This window comes from Brucella lupini (assembly GCF_002252535.1).
In the GTDB taxonomy this organism is placed as follows: domain Bacteria; phylum Pseudomonadota; class Alphaproteobacteria; order Rhizobiales; family Rhizobiaceae; genus Brucella; species Brucella anthropi.
The window spans coordinates 283348-300390 of sequence record NZ_NNRN01000038.1 but is presented as its reverse complement, the minus strand read 5'-3'; the positions used below and the strand labels follow the sequence as shown (position 1 = coordinate 300390).

The following is a 17043-nucleotide window of genomic DNA, read 5'->3' as shown; positions in this document are numbered from 1 at the left end:
CTTGTCTAACAGAAGCCCTCCATTTTTGAAGGGGAAGTCCAGGGTGCCTCCTCAGGATGAGGGGGGAGGTGGGACGAGGTAGACGTCCCGATCTCATCCCCGCTTCGACAGTGCAGGCAGGCCCTCATAATTTAGCGCAATCAACGCTTCCTTCTTTGCACGTGACCATCCTTTGATTTGACGTTCGCGAGCGATTGCATCGACAATGCGGTCATAGGTTTCAGTGAAAACAAGTTCGACCGGTCGACGCTTCTTCGTATAGCTATCGTAAATACCTTCATTGTGTTCCCACAACCGGGCTTCGATGTTCTGCTTGGTGAGACCGGTGTAATATGAACCGTCCGCGCAACGCAGAATATAGACAGTTACTTCCATGACTTGCCCCCGCTTGTCGTTGGAAGATAGATGTTGAAGCAAGTTTGCCTGCCTAACAAGTTGTGGCAATCGACTTGAAGATTGCTCGTGTTCAGAAGGTGAAATCAATGTCCGAACATCCCCGCATTTCCATCACCTACTGCACCCAATGCAACTGGCTGTTGCGCGCTGCGTGGATGGCGCAGGAACTGTTACAGACTTTCGGGCAGGACTTAGGCGAAATGGCGTTGCGTCCGGGCACCGGCGGGGTTTTTGAAATCCGTGTTCATATGCCGGACGGCAGTGAAGAACTCATCTGGGAGCGCAAGCGTGACGGCGGATTTCCGGAAGCCAAGGTGTTAAAGCAGCGCGTGCGCGATCTGGTCTGGCCGGAACGCGATCTCGGTCATTCGGACCGGCCAGCCAATACTTGATGCTATCGGCCCTTTCGACAGGCTGAGAATGAGAGGCGAGTTGTGCGTTTCCCTCGTCCTTCGAGACGGCGCTTCGCGCCTCCTCAGGATGAGGGAAATAGCGGCGTCGCTATTTTAGCCGAAGAAATTAATCCTCATCCACCACGCGCAGGCGCATTTGAGTGGGAGTGTTTTCCGTCTGTCTCGTTTGCGGGCGGGATGCCTCCTCTGCGGGTGCAGGGCCAAATTCCAGCGCTTCGATCTTCGCGCCGCGCCGGGTGACCTTGTTGGACGACACCAGAATATCGTCAATATCCTTGTTGGCCTGCACAAAGTGCGTTTGCAGCTTCCGCACGCGCTCGTCCAAACGGCCCACATCTTCCATCAAGCGGATCACTTCGCCCTGAATCACATGCGCCTGCTCGCGCATGCGGGCATCCTTCAGGATTGCCTGAATGACCTGAATCGACAGCATCAGCAGCGACGGCGAGACAATGACGACCCGCGCCCGATGCGCACGCTGGATCAGGGCCTCGAAGTGCTCGTGAATATCGGCGAAGATGGACTCCGACGGCACGAACAGAAAAGCCGTATCCTGTGTTTCGCCGGGGATCAGATACTTGTCCGAGACATCCTTGATATGCACTTCCATGTCGCGGCGGAATTGGGCGACTGCCGCCTTGCGCGCCTCCGACTGTTCCGTTTCACGCATCGAATTCCAGGCTTCGAGCGGAAATTTCGCGTCGATCACGAGCGAGGGCGCATTGTTCGGCATCCGTACAAGGCAGTCGGGGCGGGTGCTGTTGGAAAGCGTTGCCTGAAACTCGTAGGCCCCCTGTGGCAGGCCATCGGCAATGATCGCTTCCATGCGCGACTGGCCGAAAGCGCCGCGCGTCTGCTTGTTGGTGAGGATCGCCTGCAATTGCACCACCTGTCCGGCGAGCGACTGGATATTGTTCTGCGCCGTGTCGATGACGGCGAGACGCTCCTGCAATTTGGCGAGATTTTCATGCGTCGAGCGGGTCTGTTCGGTCATGGTCTGGCCGATGCGATGCGTCATGCCGTCGAGCCGTTCGCGGATCGACTGGTTGAGTTCCGCCTGCCGTGAGCCGAATACCTCGGCCATGGTCTGCATCCGGCCCTGCATCTCGGCCTGTGCCTTCAGGATTTCCGCCATGCGATATTCCGCATCGCGGGCACGGTCTTCGGCCTGTGTTTCCGCAACCGCGCGAAGCCGGGCAGAGCGCGTCGCTGCGATCAGAAAAATGGCAAGACACAGCACCAGCACGACGATACCCGCCAGCAGGATATTCCCCAGCGTGAAGGATGTGGCACCGAGCTGCAGAATCGGCTCATTCAGGAGATTCTGGTTTTCCATGAAGAGAGCTTAGCTGATTCGTATCGTCTTGATGAGATCAAAACGAGAACATTTTGCAAAGTGTAATTGACGATTCTCGCGTGAGCCATTACGTGAAAGCCCATGTCTGTAAAACCGCTTGTCATCCTTCCCGATCCCGTCCTGCGCCAGGTTTCCAAGCCTGTGGAGCGCTTTGACGACCAGCTGCGCAAATTTGCCGGCGACATGTTCGACACCATGTATGATGCGCCGGGCATTGGCCTCGCCGCCATTCAGGTAGGCGAACCGATCCGCATGCTCGTCATCGACCTTGCCAAGGAAGATGAACCGAAAGCGCCGCATGTCTTCATCAATCCCGAGATTGTCGGCGTGACGGATGAAGTCAGCACCTATGAGGAAGGCTGCCTTTCGATACCGGATTATTATGCCGAAGTGGAACGGCCAGCCGCCATCAAGGTCAATTACTTCGATGCAGATGGCAAACAGCATTTGATCGAAGCCGACGGGCTGATGGCTACCTGCCTGCAGCATGAGATCGATCATCTGAACGGCGTGCTCTTCATCGATCATATTTCCAAGCTGAAGCGCGATATGGTCATCAAGAAGTTCAAGAAGCTCGCCAGCCAGCGCGCGCCCGGGAAAGTGCTTTAATGCGTGTCGTTTTCATGGGGACACCGGAATTTTCCGTGCCGATCCTCACCGCCATCATTGGTCACGGTTATGAGGTTGTTGCGGCCTATACGCAGCCGCCGCGCCCGGCGGGCCGTCGCGGGCTGGAGCTGACCAAGTCACCGGTGCATGAAAAGGCCGAACAGTTCGGCATTCCGGTGTTCACGCCGAAGAGCCTCAAGGGTGCGGAAGAGCAGGACGTTTTCGCAAGCCTCGAAGCCGATGTTGCGATTGTCGTGGCTTATGGCCTGCTGCTGCCGCAAGCCATTCTGGATGCACCGCGCCTCGGTTGCTATAACGGCCATGCCTCGCTGCTGCCGCGCTGGCGCGGCGCGGCTCCGATCCAGCGTGCCATCATGGCAGGCGATAGCGAAACCGGCATGATGATCATGAAGATGGATGCCGGGCTCGATACCGGTCCCGTTGCCATGGCCGAAAAGGTTGCGATCACGCCGGACATGACGGCAGGCGAACTGCATGACCGTCTGAGTATGATCGGCGCCGACCTGATGATCCGTGCGCTGGGCGCGCTTGAGCGTGAAAGCCTTGCCTTGCAGCCGCAGGCGGAAGAAGGCGTCACCTATGCCGCCAAGATCGACAAGGCCGAGGCGCGCATCGACTGGTCGAAGCCGGCACAGGACGTGCACAATACCATTCGCGGTCTGTCGCCCTTTCCGGGTGCATGGTGCGAGATGGAAATCAATGGCGCTGTCGAACGTGTGAAGCTTCAGCGCTCGGCGCTGGGTGAGGGGTCCGGTGAACCGGGCACGGTGCTGGACGATCGCCTGACGGTTGCCTGCGGGGAAGGGGCCGTGCGGCTCGTTACGCTGCAGCGTTCCGGCGGCAAACCATTGCCCGCGCAAGAATTTCTGCGTGGCGCACAGGTTCTGAAGGTTCTGTAAGCGGTGCCGCGCTACAAGCTCACTGTCGAATATGACGGCACGCCCTATGTTGGCTGGCAGCGGCAGGAAAACGGCCATGCGGTGCAGAATGCCATCGAACTGGCATTCAAGAAGTTCTGCGGCGAAGATTTGACGCTGAGTGCGGCTGGCCGCACCGATGCAGGCGTGCATGCAACCGCACAGGTCGTGCATGTCGATCTCACCAAGGATTGGGGTGCAGGCAAGGTGCGCGATGCGGTCAATGCGCACCTCGTCATGGCGGATGAGCGCGTCAGCATCTTGAATGTCGAGAAGACGACGGACACATTCGATGCGCGTTTTTCAGCGCGTGCCCGGCATTATCTCTATCGTATCCATAATCGCCGTGCGCCTCTGGCGATTGATTATCAGCGCGCATGGTGGGTGCAGAAGCGACTTGATGCTGAAGCGATGCACGAAGCAGCAAAGCGGCTCCTGGGCGAGCACGACTTCACGACGTTTCGCGCCACGCAATGCCAGGCCAAGAGCCCGATCAAGACGCTCGACCGGCTCGATGTCATCCGCAACGGCGATTACGTGGAAATGCGCGTTTCGGCGCGGTCCTTCCTGCACAATCAGGTCAGGTCCTTCGCAGGCAGCCTGATGGAAGTGGGTGTTGGCCGCTGGACGGCGGATGATCTGCAGGCGGCTTTGGAAGCCAAAGATCGCAAGGCCTGCGGGCAGGTTGCCCCGCCCTATGGGCTTTATCTGATTGGTGTGGACTACGCCTTTCCGTACTGAGACCCGAAGCGCGCTCTAGGGAATCAAGAGCAAACTTCCGGATGATTTTCCCGTCTCCAGCGCACGATGGGCCTGTGCTGCCTCGCTCAGCGGATAGGTTGCCCCAATCGTTCCAGTCAGTCCCTTTTCCATGATGTCGAAAAGCTTGGAAGCGGAGTTTCGGCAGTTATCCAGATCGTTGATGTAAGCGATCACGCTTGGCCGAACGAAAGAAAGATTTGCTTGATTGCCGAGTGCATCAATGACGGTCTGGGAGATTTTTCCACCGGCCTGACCGATGCTCGCCAGAGTTCCAAACGGGCGCACGCATTGTGCCGTTTTGGCCAGAGTTTCACCGCCGATCCCGTCATAGGCGACGTGAACGCCCTGTCCATCCGTGAGACGCCGGGTGGCTGTGACGAAATCGCAATCGCGTCCGACGAGCACATGATCGGCACCATTTTTGCGCGCGATTTCGGCTTTATCTTCCGAGCTGACGGTTCCGATCACAGTTGCTCCAAGAGCCTTGCCCCAACGGGTCAGCAAAGTGCCCAGCCCGCCTGCGGCTGCATGCACCAGCATGATTGTATCCGGGCCAACGGGAAATGTATTGGTGAGGAGCATGTGGGTGGTAAGACCGCGCAGCATGGTCGCTGCTGCCGACTGCGAGGAAATTGTGCTGGGCAGTAGCAGTGCTCTTTGGGCCGGTAGAAGCCGGGTTGAAGCATATGCCCCCACTGGCAGGCCCGCATAAGCAACCCTGTCGCCTGGCTTGAGGTCGGTTACATCCGATCCGACAGCTTCCACCACACCTGCACCTTCGACGCCGAGCACTGCCGGAAAGGACGGCAGCGGATAGAGGCCGGTCCGATGATATATGTCGACAAAGTTCACGCCGATTGCCTCGTGGCGAAGACGTATCTCGCCCGCATCGGGGCTTCGGGGTGTCTGCGGGACTGTCTGAAGCAGCCCTGCTTCACCTGTTTCGTTCAGAATGATCTCGTAGTCCATCAGTCAGCCTCCGTTGCAATCCGTGGCAGTATCGCGGATAGAGAAACGGGAAAAAATTGCCGATTTGATCGCAGCATATGGGAAAAATTTCACAATGGTGAATTGGGAAAGCGTGCGTTACTTTGTGGCTTTGGCCGATACGGGGACTCTGTCCGGTGCCGCCCGATTGCTCAATGTAGAACATGCGACGATTGCGCGACGTGTGGCAGCTCTGGAATCCGAAACCGGTTTGAAACTGGTTGATCGTCGGGGGCGACGTTTTCTGCTGACGGAAGACGGCGAGCGGATTGCGGCGATTGCCCGCAAGATGCAGGACGAGGCACAAGCCATCAGCCGTTTCGGCGCAGTTCGGGATACGGGCATAAGCGCTACCATCACGCTCACCGCGCCGCCGTCCTATGCGGTTGCAAGACTGGCGAAGCCGCTCGCTGCCGTGTCAGAACAATATCCGGGTATCCATATGCGTGTGATGGGAGAAGCACGCTTCAGTTCACTGAACCGTCGGGAGGCGGATATAGCTATTCGCCTGACGCGCCCGACAACCGGTGATCTCACCATTCGCAGGCTGGGCGAGGAAGCTTTCCGCCCTTATGCGAGCCGGGATTATCTGGCGCGAACTCCTCCTGAAGAATGGCAGTTCATTGCTTATGATGAAAGTCTGGAAGACGCTCCGCAGCAGGCCCATTTGCTTGCTTTGGCTGGTGCCCGGCCAATCGCCCTGCGCGCCAATACGCTGGAGATGCAGCTCGCTCTTGTAAGCGAGAATGCGGGCATAGCCATGTTGCCTGATTTCATGGCTGAGACGCAGGAGCAGCTGGTGCCAGCGCTGCCGGATCATGCCCCCCTCACACGCGAGGTGTGGATGGTCGTTCATTCCGATATGAAGACGGTTCCGGCTCTCCGTGCCGTCATGGCCGAGATCGCCAGCGCCCTCAATCATCCCATGCCGATATAATGGCTTTCGCGTTAATAGGCGTGCGGATCAAAGCCGATCCCGAGCAGTTGCTGCAGCAGGACGGTCAGGAACAGTGAGCCAAAGACGATGCAGGCGAAGAACGGTGCCGCATAGGCATGAGGCCGCTGCAGCGCGACAAAAGTCAGCCGGTAGCTCAGCACAATGGATGCGCCGAACATGATGAAGGCAAACAGTGTCGCGATGTCGAACCGTCCGGGAAAGAAGAGCTGTAGCAGTGTAATGGGTGCGAAGACCCACGAAAGCAGCGCGCTGCCCCAGTTGGTGGCAATCACGAAAGCCGCATAACGCTTGGCAATGCCGATCCGCTTGGCGATAAGGCCGATGATGACGAGCGGAATAATCCAGGCCGCTATGTCCACGAAGGCTGCGCGCGTGACAATGGCAAAGCGCAAGCCTGCCTCCTCGCGACCTGCCGTCAGATCCGCGGCATAAGCGACCCAGCTTGCGAAGAGCGGCGGCAGTGCAATCGCTATCGCAAAGAAGGACGACCAGAAGCCCTCGGCGGAAATGTCGAGATAGCCCAGTCCTTCCTTGCGCCCGAGCATCATTTTCCAGACGCCCCAGAAATATCTGAAAATATCGTCCAGGCTTGGCATGAGATTCCCAATTTTTCGCGTAATCCCGGCGGAACAGTCATGCGACTTTCCGGGACTATGCGTTACCCAAAGAAATCGGCGATGAAGCGTTCATAAATCTGTGTCAGGCCTTCGAGGTCGGCAAGGGCTACGCGCTCGTCAACCATATGCATGGTCTGTCCGACAAGGCCGAACTCGACCACCGGACAGTAATCCTTGATGAAACGGGCATCGGACGTGCCGCCTGATGTCGACAGTTCCGGGCGTTTGCCCGTTACGGCCTCGACGGAATCCGTCAGCGTACCGATCAGCTTTTCGTCACGGGTCAGGAACACATGGCTCGGATGCTCGCGCCAGGTGAGTTCGTATTTGATCGGTGTTTCGCGACCCGGCCGCAAGCGATTGTCGCGGGCGGCTTTTTCGAGGCGCGCGATGATTTCGGCCTGCAAGGTCTCTGCCGTCCAGGTGTCGTTGAAGCGGATGTTGAACGAGGCCGTTGCCTTGTTCGCAATGACATTGGTGGCCTTGTTGCCGACGTCGATGCTCGTCACTTCCAGATTGCTGGCCTGGAAATTGGCCGTCCCTTGGTCGAAAGCCGGATAAAGCAGGCTGTCGACCAGCGTGGTAATGCCGCGTACCGGGTTTTCGGCCAGATGCGGATAGGCGGCATGGCCCTGCACGCCATGGACGGTGATCGTGCCGGACAGCGAACCGCGCCGTCCGATCTTGATCGCATCGCCGAGCGCATTCGGGTTGCTTGGCTCTCCGACGATGGATGCATCCCAGCTTTCGCCGCGCTGCTTCGCCCAGTCGAGAAGCTTGACCGTGCCATTGATGGCCGGGCCCTCCTCGTCGCCGGTGATGAGGAACGAAACGCTGCCCTTGATGCTGCCGTGCTTTTCGATGTGACGGGCAACTGCGGCCACGAAACAGGCAACACCGCCCTTCATGTCAACCGCACCGCGACCGAACATCACGCCGTCTTCAATAGCGGCAGAAAAGGGCGGGTGTTTCCAGTCGCCCTCATTGCCGGGAGGCACGACATCGGTATGTCCCGCAAACATCAGATGCGGGCCATTGCCCGACTTGCGTGCATAAAGGTTTTCGATGTCGGGCGTGTCTTCATCGTGGAAGACAGGTCGTTCCACCGAAAACCCCATCGGCTTCAACATCGCTTCCAGCGCCGTCAGCGCACCGCCCTCGGCAGGCGTTACGGATGCACAGCGGATGAGGGCGGCAAGGTTATCGGCGGGATTGACGGCTAAGCTCATGAGATCGGGACTTTTTTGAAAAGGGAATCGTCTGACGGCGAGATTATCGCGCATCCCGAAAAGTGCGAAGCGGTTTTCGGAATAAGATGCGCGTGAGAAACCAACTGCATCCAGAAAAGTGCAAAGCGTTTTCGGAACAGGATGCGCGTTGAAAAAAACAGGCCGGAAACCGGCGGATGAAACAGCAATCCGATGGTTGCGCGCAGGCGGCATCGTTTCGCCTTTCACTTGTTTTTCTCAACCGGTTTCAATTTGGGAACGAAATTTCCTTGACCGGAGGGGTCCTGTCATCGTTAGTTAAAAATAAGTTGATAACGAGACCCGCAAAGGGCCGCTCAACGGGGACTCTTTTAAAATGGGAAACTGCGCATGCGTTTTGTCACTTCTGCGATAGCAGGCATGATGGTGCTCTTCGGGGCGACGACAATACCGGCCAAGGCCGCGCAATGGAGTGAAGCAGGCGGGCTTACAAGCATTCCTTACGGACACAAGGAGTATTGCGATCGTAACAAGCGCGATTGCGGTGCGCATCGGGTATTGCCGCCGATGAAGATGACCCCGCAGCGCGCGAAGCTGCTGCAATCGGTCAGCAGCTCCGTCAATCGCCGCATCAAACCGGTCTCCGATCAGGATAATTATGGCAAGCGCGATTACTGGACCATTCCGGTCAACGGCAAGGGCGATTGCGAAGACTATGTCCTGATGAAGCGGGCCCAGCTGATGGCGCGGGGCATCAGCCCGTCACAGCTTCTCATTACCATGGTACAGGGCAGCGAGCCGCATGTCGTCCTGACCGCCCGCACAGATCATGGCGATTATATCCTCGACAATCTGCGCGACGAGGTGTTGCCGGTCGAGAAAACTTCGTACCGCTATATCAAGATGCAGTCGCCTGCCAATTCCGGTCAGTGGGTTTCCATTGCCGGGCGTTCGGTCGCTGTTGCAAACAACTGATCGGGGTTACAGCGTTCAATCAAAAGCTGGTCCAATTGAATGTCATCAAGCCGCATTTCGATGCGGCTTTTCTTTTGAGTATGGGCTGATTTGACTGGCTGAACGATGCCAGCCGCAAATCAGGGTGTCATTTCGACGAAGCTTGCGTCGTTTGCAAAGGGCCGATTTCGCGAAAAATCGCATCATTGTTCACTCTCATTGGACAATATATTGGGACAGACTGTTCGCTCTTTTTGAACAAAAGACACTTTGTAACAGTCGTGTGATTGCTGGTATATCAATTAAATATTTGATTTTGTTATTATTTTATAATTTCAATTATCGTTCTCCAAGAAAATGGCCGCACAAATGTGTGATAAAGAAAACATTTTCGTGACTGGAACTTTTGCCCACTGTCACCCATTTCAGCTGCATCGGAACGACGAACAAACGCCGCTCCACTTTCCAAGGAGATAGGAAAATGAAGAAGATTGTTCTTGCTGCCGCTGCTCTTGCTCTTACCGCTGGTGCCGCTTTTGCAGAAAACCCACATGTCGGCGAACCTGCCGATCTTTATGCAAATGACCGTACGCCGGTTGCAACGCAGAGCCAGAAGCTCGACTACACGGCTCCTGCCTCGATCAACAAGGCAACGGTTTATCAGGATGGTTCGGCTCACCGCTTCGGTGACGCATCGCCTTCCTCTTACCAGAACTAAAAGTCCGCTCGGACTTTTGGCCTCTCCGGTCCAGACGGACCGGGCATGAATGAAATACCCACATTGCATGTACTCCCGAAGGTGTCGGGGCATTTCCTCCCAGATGTGCCTGGCACCGTAGGGCGGGCCACGAAGGCCCAGCTAACCAAATGTCCCCTCTATGCCTGAGATGCAGTCTCAAGGTTCAGCCGGTTAAGCACCGATGTCGGGGACGCTATGGAGAAAAGGAATAAAGAAATGAAGAAGTTTGCTCTCGCCGCTCTTGCTGTCGCTCTTAGCGCCGGTGCTGCCTATGCCGAAAACCCGTTCGTTGGCCAGCCGCCTGCAATGGCTGCTCAGGACAAGGCTTTCGTTCTTCCTGGCGAAACCCCGGTCGCTTCGACCCGCAGCAACATCGACTATACGGCTCCGGCTGCCATTCGTCAGTCTGCGCCAGTTAATCAGGATGGTTCGGCTCATCGCTTCGGCGACGCTTCCCCGTCCAGCTACCAGAACTAATTCGTTCTGACGGCTGAGCCTGTCGGTCGCCCTGCATCGTCCGTTGCGTTCCTCCCCCTCACGCATGTGACACGCGGGGCAGCCGACGGGCTGCCAAGAAATCTCCCCGGAGGATGGCGTCAGTGTCTCCCCGGACTGCCCGGATCAGAGGCATTGCGCCATCCGAAGGGGCGACCATTAAATGCAAAAAGGCGACGCCAGCAGCGTCGCCTTTTGTTTTTAAGCACGCTCTCAGTCATTGTCGAAACGCGCTATCCATTTGTTTAAGCATGTCTTTATCCCGAAACCGGTTCCCACTTTCGGGAGACATGCTCTAGTGGTCTGATTCCGACATTTGCATCCTCGGGATATGAGCGCCGAGCAAATGTCGAAATCAAAAAGACCACTAGTAACCTTATGAATCTAGTGGATTTTTCGAATTTGACGTTTGAAACGAGATTTATATCGGACGGGTATCAAACGTCAAATTCAATCCACTAGTCACGCAGCAATTCGTTGATCGAGGTCTTGGAGCGGGTCTTTTCATCGACACGCTTGACGATCACGGCGCAATAGAGGCTCGGACCCCAGTTTTCGCCGGGAACGTTCTTGCCCGGCATGGTGCCTGCAACGACGACCGAATAGGGCGGCACTTCGCCATAGAAGACTTCGCCGGTTGCGCGATCCACGATCTTGGTCGATTTGCCGATGAAGACGCCCATGCCGAGGACCGAACCTTCACGCACGATGCAGCCTTCAACGACTTCCGAGCGGGCACCGATGAAACAATTGTCTTCGATGATGGTTGGACCGGCCTGCATCGGTTCCAGAACGCCGCCGATGCCGACGCCGCCGGAAAGGTGAACGTTCTTGCCGATCTGTGCACAGGAGCCGACGGTGGCCCAGGTGTCGACCATGGTGCCCTCATCGACATAAGCGCCGAGATTGACGAAGGATGGCATCAGGATCGCGTTTGGCGCGATATAGGCCGAGTGGCGCACGATGCAGTTCGGTACGGCGCGGAAGCCTGCCTTTTCGAATTCATTGGCTGTCCAGCCGTCGAACTTCGATGGCACCTTGTCCCACCAGGAGGACTGGCCGGGGCCGCCCTTGATGACTTCCATCGGGTTGAGACGGAAGGAGAGCAGAACTGCTTTCTTCAGCCATTGGTTGACTTGCCAGTTGCCGTCCGCCTGTTTTTCTGCGACACGGGCTTCACCGCGGTCGAGCAGAACGAGCGATTGTTCGACGGCTTCGCGCACTTCGCCGCGCGTTGCCGTGTTGATACCGTCGCGCTCGTCAAAAGCCTTGTCGATTGTCTTCTCAAGGGAGGCGAGGTCTGGCTTGGTCATAGGGTGCGATCTCCATGAAGGGGCGGCGGAAGGCAGGCGTGGACAAGTCCGGCCTGTTTGCTGGGAAATTGATTAAGCGAAGGCGCCATGAGGGTCAATGTCGTTCGTGATCCGATTGCAGTGCCACGTTTGAGACAGATTAAGCATTTAGCGCCAGAATGGATGCTGTTATACCAAAACCCGATGAGCTTGACTCATTGAGTTTTGGATAAGCCGGTGCGGCAATTGAGCATTTTCAGGGCGTGATGCGTCAGCATCTCAGCGCCCTGGTATTACGCGTTGAATGGCGATAATGAAGGAGCAGGTGAGAGCATGAACCCGATGGAGAAGTCTGGCTGGACGCCATTCCCGAATTCTGAGGAAGCGGTCAAGCAGGCGCGCACCGTACCGCAGACGCCACAGACCGAAGCCCCTGCCTATCGCCTTGCTTTCACGGACGATGATTTCCTGACGCGGCGCGAACTGCGGCCGATCCGGCTGCAGCTTGAGCTTCTGAAACCTGAAATGATTCTGGCCGACCGGGGTATCAAGTCCACTGTCGTCATGTTTGGCGGTGCGCGCATTCCGGAGCCCGGCGGCGAGGCATGGGCAGCCAAGAACGAGGTTCAGAAGAAGAACCTTGAAGCCAATGCGCATTATTACGAGGAAGCGCGCAAATTCGCGCGGCTTTGTTCCGAATATTCGGCAACGACCTATTATCGCGAATTCATCGTGGTGACGGGCGGCGGTCCCGGCGTCATGGAAGCAGGCAATCGCGGAGCCGCCGATGTCGGTGCGCCGACGATCGGTCTCAACATTGTGCTGCCGCATGAACAGGCACCCAACGCCTATGTTACGCCTGACCTTTGCTTCAACTTCCATTATTTCGCGATCCGCAAGATGCATTTCCTGATGCGCGCCAAGGCGATCTGCGTGTTCCCCGGCGGTTTTGGAACGATGGACGAGCTTTTCGAGGCGATGACCCTGATCCAGACCAACCGTATGGAGCGCGTGCCGCTGATCCTGTTTGGCAAGGAATTCTGGACGAAGGCGATCAATATCGAGTTTCTGGCCGAGCAGGGCACGATTTCGCCTGCCGATATCGAACTGCTCAACCTTGTCGAAACCGCCGACGAAGCCTGGGAGCAGATCAAGGATTTTTACAAGCTCTGATTGTGTCCTGAGGGACTGATGGAATCGCGCCCGGTTTTCTTAAGACCGGGCGTTTTCGTTTTCGTCATAGGCACGAGGGCGGTGAACGAGTGTCACCAGCACGACCGAGATAATCATCAGGAGATACCACGAGCCGAGCTTGCTCATTGAAACGAGTTCCCAGCCATTGCGCTGGTTCGGATAAAGCCAGGCCTTCGACCATGTGCCGATGTTCTCGGCAATCCAGATGAAGAGCGAGGTCAGCAGAAAGGCGACCAGCAACGGCATTTTGTGCCGGAAGCGGAAGACGCGGTAATGCATGCTGGTGCGCCAGAAAAGGACGAAGGTCGCGGCAAACAGCAGCCAGCGCATATCCCAGATGAAGTGGTGTGCGAAGAAATTGATATAGATCGCGCCGGCCAGAACAACGGTCATCCAGAGCGGTGGATAGTGGTTCAGCCTTATATCGAAGATGCGATTGATGCGTGCCATGTAGGAGCCGACAGCCGCATACATGAAGCCGGAAAACAGAGGAACGCCGCCAATGCGGAAGAAATTCTCCTCGGGATAGACCCATGAACCGGCATGGGTCTTGAACACTTCCATCGCTGTGCCGACCACATGGAAGATGAGGATGACCTTGGCTTCCTCCCACGCCTCCAGCTTGAAGACCAGCATGGCAAGCTGGATAGCAAGGGCGGACAGGAACAGGAAATCGTAGCGCGTGATAAACCCCGCGCCGCCATCCGGCCAGAACCAGCGGGTGAGGATGATGAGCGCCAGCATCGCTCCACCGAAAAGGCAGGCCCATGCCTGTTTCAGCCCGAAGACCAGAAACTCGATCAGCGCATCGCTGATCCGGTGACGGGGCAGATTGTCGAGAAGGCGGTGGGCGGCCTTGTCGATGCGTTTTTCAAGGCCGGTGAATTGCCTATCTTCGTGCAATGATTTCTTCCAGAAACTGGGTCAGATTATCGGTCACATAGTCCACCTGATCGGTGAACTCGGGATCGCTTTCCCATATCTCGGAAAATGTAGGCTCAAAATTGTTCGGCACGACCAGCACCGTTTTCATGCCGAGGGCTTTGGGAACGACCAGATTACGCGCCAGATCCTCGAACATCACGGCCTTGCCCGCATCGATGCCAAAAGCGCCGAGGAAGCGGTCATAGGTGACCCGTTCAGGCTTCGGTGTCAGGCCAGCTGCGACGATGTCGAAAATATCGTCGAAATCATCGAGGATTCCGAGCTGGCTGGCAGCGCGTTCGGCATGGCCGCGATCACCATTGGTAAAGATGAAGCGACGACCCGGCAGCGCCTTGATCGCCCGTCCCAACGCCGGATCGGGCGTCAGCCACGTATAGTCGATGTCATGGACTTGTCTCAGAAAGTCGTCCGGATCGATCTGATGGCACTCCATCAGACCTTTCAGCGTGGTGCCATATTCCAGATAGAACTGCTTCTGAATCTTGCGCGCTTCGTCACGCGGCAGTTTCAGCAAAGTCTCGACATAGCTCGTCATCTTCACGTCGATCTGCGAGAACAGATTGGCGGCGTGCGGGTAGAGCGTGTTGTCGAGGTCGAACACCCAGTCAGTGACGTGGGCGAAGGCAGCTCTGTCCGGAATATCGGTCATGGTCGATCCCTTATGGCACGATAAGCGCGCATCTTATCCGAAAACCGTTTCACACTTTTCGGGATGCGCTCTATGGCACGATCAAGGTGCCGGCACCATGTTCGGTGAAAAGCTCCAGCAGCACGGAATGCGGGGTCTTGCCATTCAGAATGACAACGCCTTCGACGCCCCGGCGGATTGCTTCGATGCAGGTTTCCACCTTGGGGATCATGCCACCGGAAATGGTGCCGTCCTTGATGAGCGCCTGCGCATCGGCAACGGACAGTTCCTTGATGAGGTTCTTGTCCTTGTCCAGCACGCCCGGAACATCGGTCAGGAACAGGAGGCGCGTTGCGGCGAGCGCACCGGCAATCGCGCCTGCGAAAGTGTCGGCGTTGATATTGTAGGTATGGCCGTCACGGCCCGGCGCTACCGGCGCAATGACCGGGATCATCTCGGAGCGGGCCAGAAGATCGAGAAGCGTGCGATCCACTTCCGCCGGTTCACCGACAAAGCCGAGGTCCAGCACCTTCTCGATATTGGAATCGGGATCGATGACGGTCTTGTGCGCCTTCTGCGCAAAGACCATGTTGCCGTCCTTGCCGCAAAGACCGATTGCCCATTCGCCTTCGGCATTGATGAGGGCGACGATTTCCTTGTTGATGGAACCGGCCAGAACCATTTCCACCACTTCGACGGTCTTTTCGTCGGTGACGCGCAAGCCGCCTTCGAAGCGGGATTCGATGCCGAGCTTGGTCAGCATAGCCTGAATCTGCGGGCCGCCGCCATGCACGACAATCGGATTGATGCCCGACTGTTTCAGAAGCGCGATATCGCGCGCGAAGGCCTTGCCCAGTTCCGGATTGCCCATGGCGTGGCCGCCATATTTCACAACGACATGCTTGTTCTCGTAGCGCTGCATATAGGGCAGGGCCGCGGATAGGAGTTGCGCTTGCATTTCGGGATTTTCAAGTGTCGTCATCGCGGGCTCCATGGCTGGCGACAGGGCAAAAAGAGGCAGGCTTTTCTAGACCGGATTCATCGCAATTGGAATCCGCAGATGCTTATTTTTCGCTTTCCCGGTCGCGATTATTTGAATTTGCAGCTCGAAACCTGCCCAACAAAAAGCCGGTCTGCGCTCTATGCAGGTTTTTTACCCGGAATGATTTTCAGAGACCGCATCATGTGCAAAATATTCCTCACTGTTCTTACCTGCCTGCTTGGCACATCAGCATCCTGTGCTGCGCCTGCAGCAACGACTGAAACGATCATCCTCATCCGGCATGGAGAAAAGCCCAAAGGTGGCATGGGACAGCTCAGCTGTCGTGGGCTCAATCGTTCCTTGAAACTGCCTGCCGTCATTGCAAAAGATTTCGGCAAGCCCGATGCCATTTTCGCGCCCGATCCTGCCAAGGAAAAGAAGGATAGCGGCATTTCCTATGCCTATAACCGCCCGTTGGCGACTGTGGAGCCGACCGCCATCCGCTTTCAGATGCCGGTCGATACGCGCTTCGGCTATGACGAGATCGGGAAGCTGCAGGCCGCACTCCAGCAGCCGCAATACAGCAATGCGACGATACTGGTCGGCTGGGAACACAAGCAACTCTACAAGCTGGCGAGAAATCTGCTCAAGGACAATGGCGGAGATAAAGCTGCGGTGCCCAAATGGCGCGGCGATGACTTCGACAGCATCTATGTGCTGCATATCCAGCGCGGCGACGGGCACACGACTGCCCGTTTCGAGCGCCTCAATGAAGGGCTGGACGGGCAGCCTGAAAGCTGCCCGAGCTAGAGCATGTCCCCAAAAGTGGGAATCGGTTTTGGGATTAGGACATGCGTGAGAATAGGTAGTATCAGGCTTCCTTGATAAGCAATGCGATTGCTGCACGCAGCTCGTCGAGGCCTTCGCCTTTTTCCGACGAGGTCGCGATGATGCCGGGAAAGCAGGCCGCACGCTTGTAGGTAAGCTTGTGCGTTTCTTCCAGAAGGCGCGGTACGCCTGCGGGCTTGATCTTGTCGATCTTGGTGAGCACGATCTGATAGGAGACGGCCGCCTTGTCAAGAAGATCGAGCACTTCCGCGTCGTTCTTCTTGATGCCATGGCGGGCATCGATCAGCACATAGACACGTTTCAGCGTGGTGCGTCCGCGCAGATAATCGAACACAAGGCGCGTCCAGGCATCGACCTGTGCTTTCGGTGCTTCGGCGAAACCATAGCCCGGCATGTCGACCAGTGCCAGCGGCGGCAGATCGCCGTTCTCGCCGGAATAGCCGTCCGGCACGAAATAGTTCAGTTCCTGCGTGCGGCCCGGTGTGTTGGACGTGCGCGCAAGGCCCTTCTTGTTGACGAGCGCATTGATGAGCGACGACTTGCCGACATTGGAGCGTCCAGCGAAGGCGATTTCCACCGGACCTTCCGGCGGCAGGAAATTCATCGACGGCACGCCACGGATGAAGATCCACGATTTCTTGAAAAGCAGGCGTCCTTCCTCGACGAGTGCCGCCTGGACTTCCCGGACCGCATCCGCCGCTGCCTGAGCGGCCCTGATCG

Annotated in this window: 20 protein-coding genes; 10 read left to right on the top strand and 10 right to left on the bottom strand. The window is 56.9% G+C overall.

The features are described from left to right. Positions 1 to 93 precede the first annotated feature (93 nt). On the bottom strand, positions 94 to 375 hold the full coding sequence (locus CES86_RS07750; protein WP_094514094.1) for a GIY-YIG nuclease family protein: 282 nt from the start codon (positions 373 to 375) through the stop codon (positions 94 to 96). A gap of 107 nt (positions 376 to 482) precedes the next feature. On the opposite strand from CES86_RS07750, the gene CES86_RS07745 reads away from it, so the two are divergent. Next, on the top strand, positions 483 to 788 hold the full coding sequence (locus tag CES86_RS07745) for a SelT/SelW/SelH family protein (RefSeq protein ID WP_071632561.1): 306 nt from the start codon (positions 483 to 485) through the stop codon (positions 786 to 788). A 127-nt stretch (positions 789 to 915) separates the two neighbouring features. On the opposite strand, the gene CES86_RS07740 is transcribed toward CES86_RS07745, so the two are convergent. Then, on the bottom strand, positions 916 to 2145 hold the full coding sequence (locus tag CES86_RS07740; RefSeq protein ID WP_094514092.1) for a DNA recombination protein RmuC: 1230 nt from the start codon (positions 2143 to 2145) through the stop codon (positions 916 to 918). 102 nt (positions 2146 to 2247) lie between these two features. Between CES86_RS07740 and def the strand changes: the two genes are divergently transcribed. The 3 genes from def to truA are packed head-to-tail and all read left to right on the top strand — an operon-like array spanning position 2248 to position 4454. Continuing rightward, positions 2248 to 2775: a peptide deformylase gene (def, locus tag CES86_RS07735; protein WP_010659411.1), complete on the top strand. Its 528-nt coding sequence runs from the start codon at positions 2248 to 2250 to the stop codon at positions 2773 to 2775. Next, positions 2775 to 3695 carry a methionyl-tRNA formyltransferase gene (gene fmt / locus CES86_RS07730; RefSeq protein WP_094514091.1) on the top strand — a complete coding sequence of 307 codons (921 nt, stop codon included), beginning with the start codon at positions 2775 to 2777 and terminating at the stop codon, positions 3693 to 3695. The genes def and fmt overlap by 1 nt, the downstream gene beginning before the upstream one ends. Positions 3696 to 3698: 3 nt before the next feature. Then, positions 3699 to 4454, top strand: coding sequence for a tRNA pseudouridine(38-40) synthase TruA (gene truA / locus CES86_RS07725; RefSeq protein ID WP_094514089.1), 756 nt, complete (start codon positions 3699 to 3701; stop codon positions 4452 to 4454). Positions 4455 to 4469: 15 nt separating this feature from the next. Here the strand turns inward: truA and CES86_RS07720 are convergent, their stop codons facing one another. Next, positions 4470 to 5444, bottom strand: a complete 975-nt coding sequence (locus CES86_RS07720; protein ID WP_094514087.1) for a quinone oxidoreductase family protein — start codon at positions 5442 to 5444, stop codon at positions 4470 to 4472. Between the two features lie 94 nt (positions 5445 to 5538). Between CES86_RS07720 and CES86_RS07715 the strand changes: the two genes are divergently transcribed. Next, on the top strand, positions 5539 to 6399 hold the full coding sequence (locus tag CES86_RS07715; protein WP_094514085.1) for a LysR family transcriptional regulator: 861 nt from the start codon (positions 5539 to 5541) through the stop codon (positions 6397 to 6399). 11 nt (positions 6400 to 6410) lie between these two features. Here CES86_RS07715 and CES86_RS07710 read toward each other — a convergent pair whose 3' ends face one another. Continuing rightward, entirely contained in the window at positions 6411 to 7016 is a 606-nt protein-coding gene (locus tag CES86_RS07710; protein WP_010659416.1) for a hypothetical protein, read from the bottom strand. 62 nt (positions 7017 to 7078) lie between these two features. After that, positions 7079 to 8266 carry a succinyl-diaminopimelate desuccinylase gene (gene dapE, locus CES86_RS07705; RefSeq protein WP_094514112.1) on the bottom strand — a complete coding sequence of 396 codons (1188 nt, stop codon included), beginning with the start codon at positions 8264 to 8266 and terminating at the stop codon, positions 7079 to 7081. 402 nt (positions 8267 to 8668) lie between these two features. Between dapE and CES86_RS07700 the strand changes: the two genes are divergently transcribed. The 3 genes from CES86_RS07700 to CES86_RS07690 all read left to right on the top strand — a co-directional run bounded on the left by CES86_RS07700 (position 8669) and on the right by CES86_RS07690 (position 10415). Then, on the top strand, positions 8669 to 9220 hold the full coding sequence (locus CES86_RS07700) for a transglutaminase-like cysteine peptidase (RefSeq protein WP_010659419.1): 552 nt from the start codon (positions 8669 to 8671) through the stop codon (positions 9218 to 9220). A 460-nt stretch (positions 9221 to 9680) separates the two neighbouring features. Further along, positions 9681 to 9917, top strand: a complete 237-nt coding sequence (locus tag CES86_RS07695) for a hypothetical protein (protein WP_010659420.1) — start codon at positions 9681 to 9683, stop codon at positions 9915 to 9917. 237 nt (positions 9918 to 10154) lie between these two features. Continuing rightward, positions 10155 to 10415 (top strand): hypothetical protein, encoded by a 261-nt coding sequence (locus tag CES86_RS07690; RefSeq protein ID WP_010659421.1) that lies wholly within the window; start codon positions 10155 to 10157, stop codon positions 10413 to 10415. A gap of 476 nt (positions 10416 to 10891) precedes the next feature. Here the strand turns inward: CES86_RS07690 and dapD are convergent, their stop codons facing one another. Further along, positions 10892 to 11746, bottom strand: a complete 855-nt coding sequence (dapD, locus tag CES86_RS07685) for a 2,3,4,5-tetrahydropyridine-2,6-dicarboxylate N-succinyltransferase (RefSeq protein ID WP_010659422.1) — start codon at positions 11744 to 11746, stop codon at positions 10892 to 10894. 312 nt (positions 11747 to 12058) lie between these two features. Between dapD and CES86_RS07680 the strand changes: the two genes are divergently transcribed. Continuing rightward, positions 12059 to 12898: an LOG family protein gene (locus CES86_RS07680; RefSeq protein WP_094514083.1), complete on the top strand. Its 840-nt coding sequence runs from the start codon at positions 12059 to 12061 to the stop codon at positions 12896 to 12898. Between the two features lie 39 nt (positions 12899 to 12937). Here CES86_RS07680 and CES86_RS07675 read toward each other — a convergent pair whose 3' ends face one another. From CES86_RS07675 to argB, 3 genes are all read right to left on the bottom strand, one after another. Beyond that, positions 12938 to 13822: a DUF817 domain-containing protein gene (locus CES86_RS07675; protein ID WP_094514081.1), complete on the bottom strand. Its 885-nt coding sequence runs from the start codon at positions 13820 to 13822 to the stop codon at positions 12938 to 12940. Next, positions 13809 to 14513, bottom strand: coding sequence for a pyrimidine 5'-nucleotidase (locus CES86_RS07670; RefSeq protein ID WP_094514079.1), 705 nt, complete (start codon positions 14511 to 14513; stop codon positions 13809 to 13811). The genes CES86_RS07675 and CES86_RS07670 overlap by 14 nt, the downstream gene beginning before the upstream one ends. Before the next feature lie 70 nt (positions 14514 to 14583). Continuing rightward, the gene (gene argB / locus CES86_RS07665) at positions 14584 to 15474 is read right to left on the bottom strand and encodes an acetylglutamate kinase (protein ID WP_010659426.1); all 891 of its coding nucleotides are present in this window, start codon (positions 15472 to 15474) and stop codon (positions 14584 to 14586) included. Between the two features lie 201 nt (positions 15475 to 15675). On the opposite strand from argB, the gene CES86_RS07660 reads away from it, so the two are divergent. Beyond that, a complete protein-coding gene (locus tag CES86_RS07660) occupies positions 15676 to 16284 on the top strand; it encodes a hypothetical protein (protein WP_235819891.1) in 609 nt (202 codons plus the stop codon). 61 nt (positions 16285 to 16345) lie between these two features. Here the strand turns inward: CES86_RS07660 and yihA are convergent, their stop codons facing one another. Continuing rightward, positions 16346 to 16972: a ribosome biogenesis GTP-binding protein YihA/YsxC gene (gene yihA / locus CES86_RS07655; protein WP_373418741.1), complete on the bottom strand. Its 627-nt coding sequence runs from the start codon at positions 16970 to 16972 to the stop codon at positions 16346 to 16348. Positions 16973 to 17043: the final 71 nt, after the last annotated feature.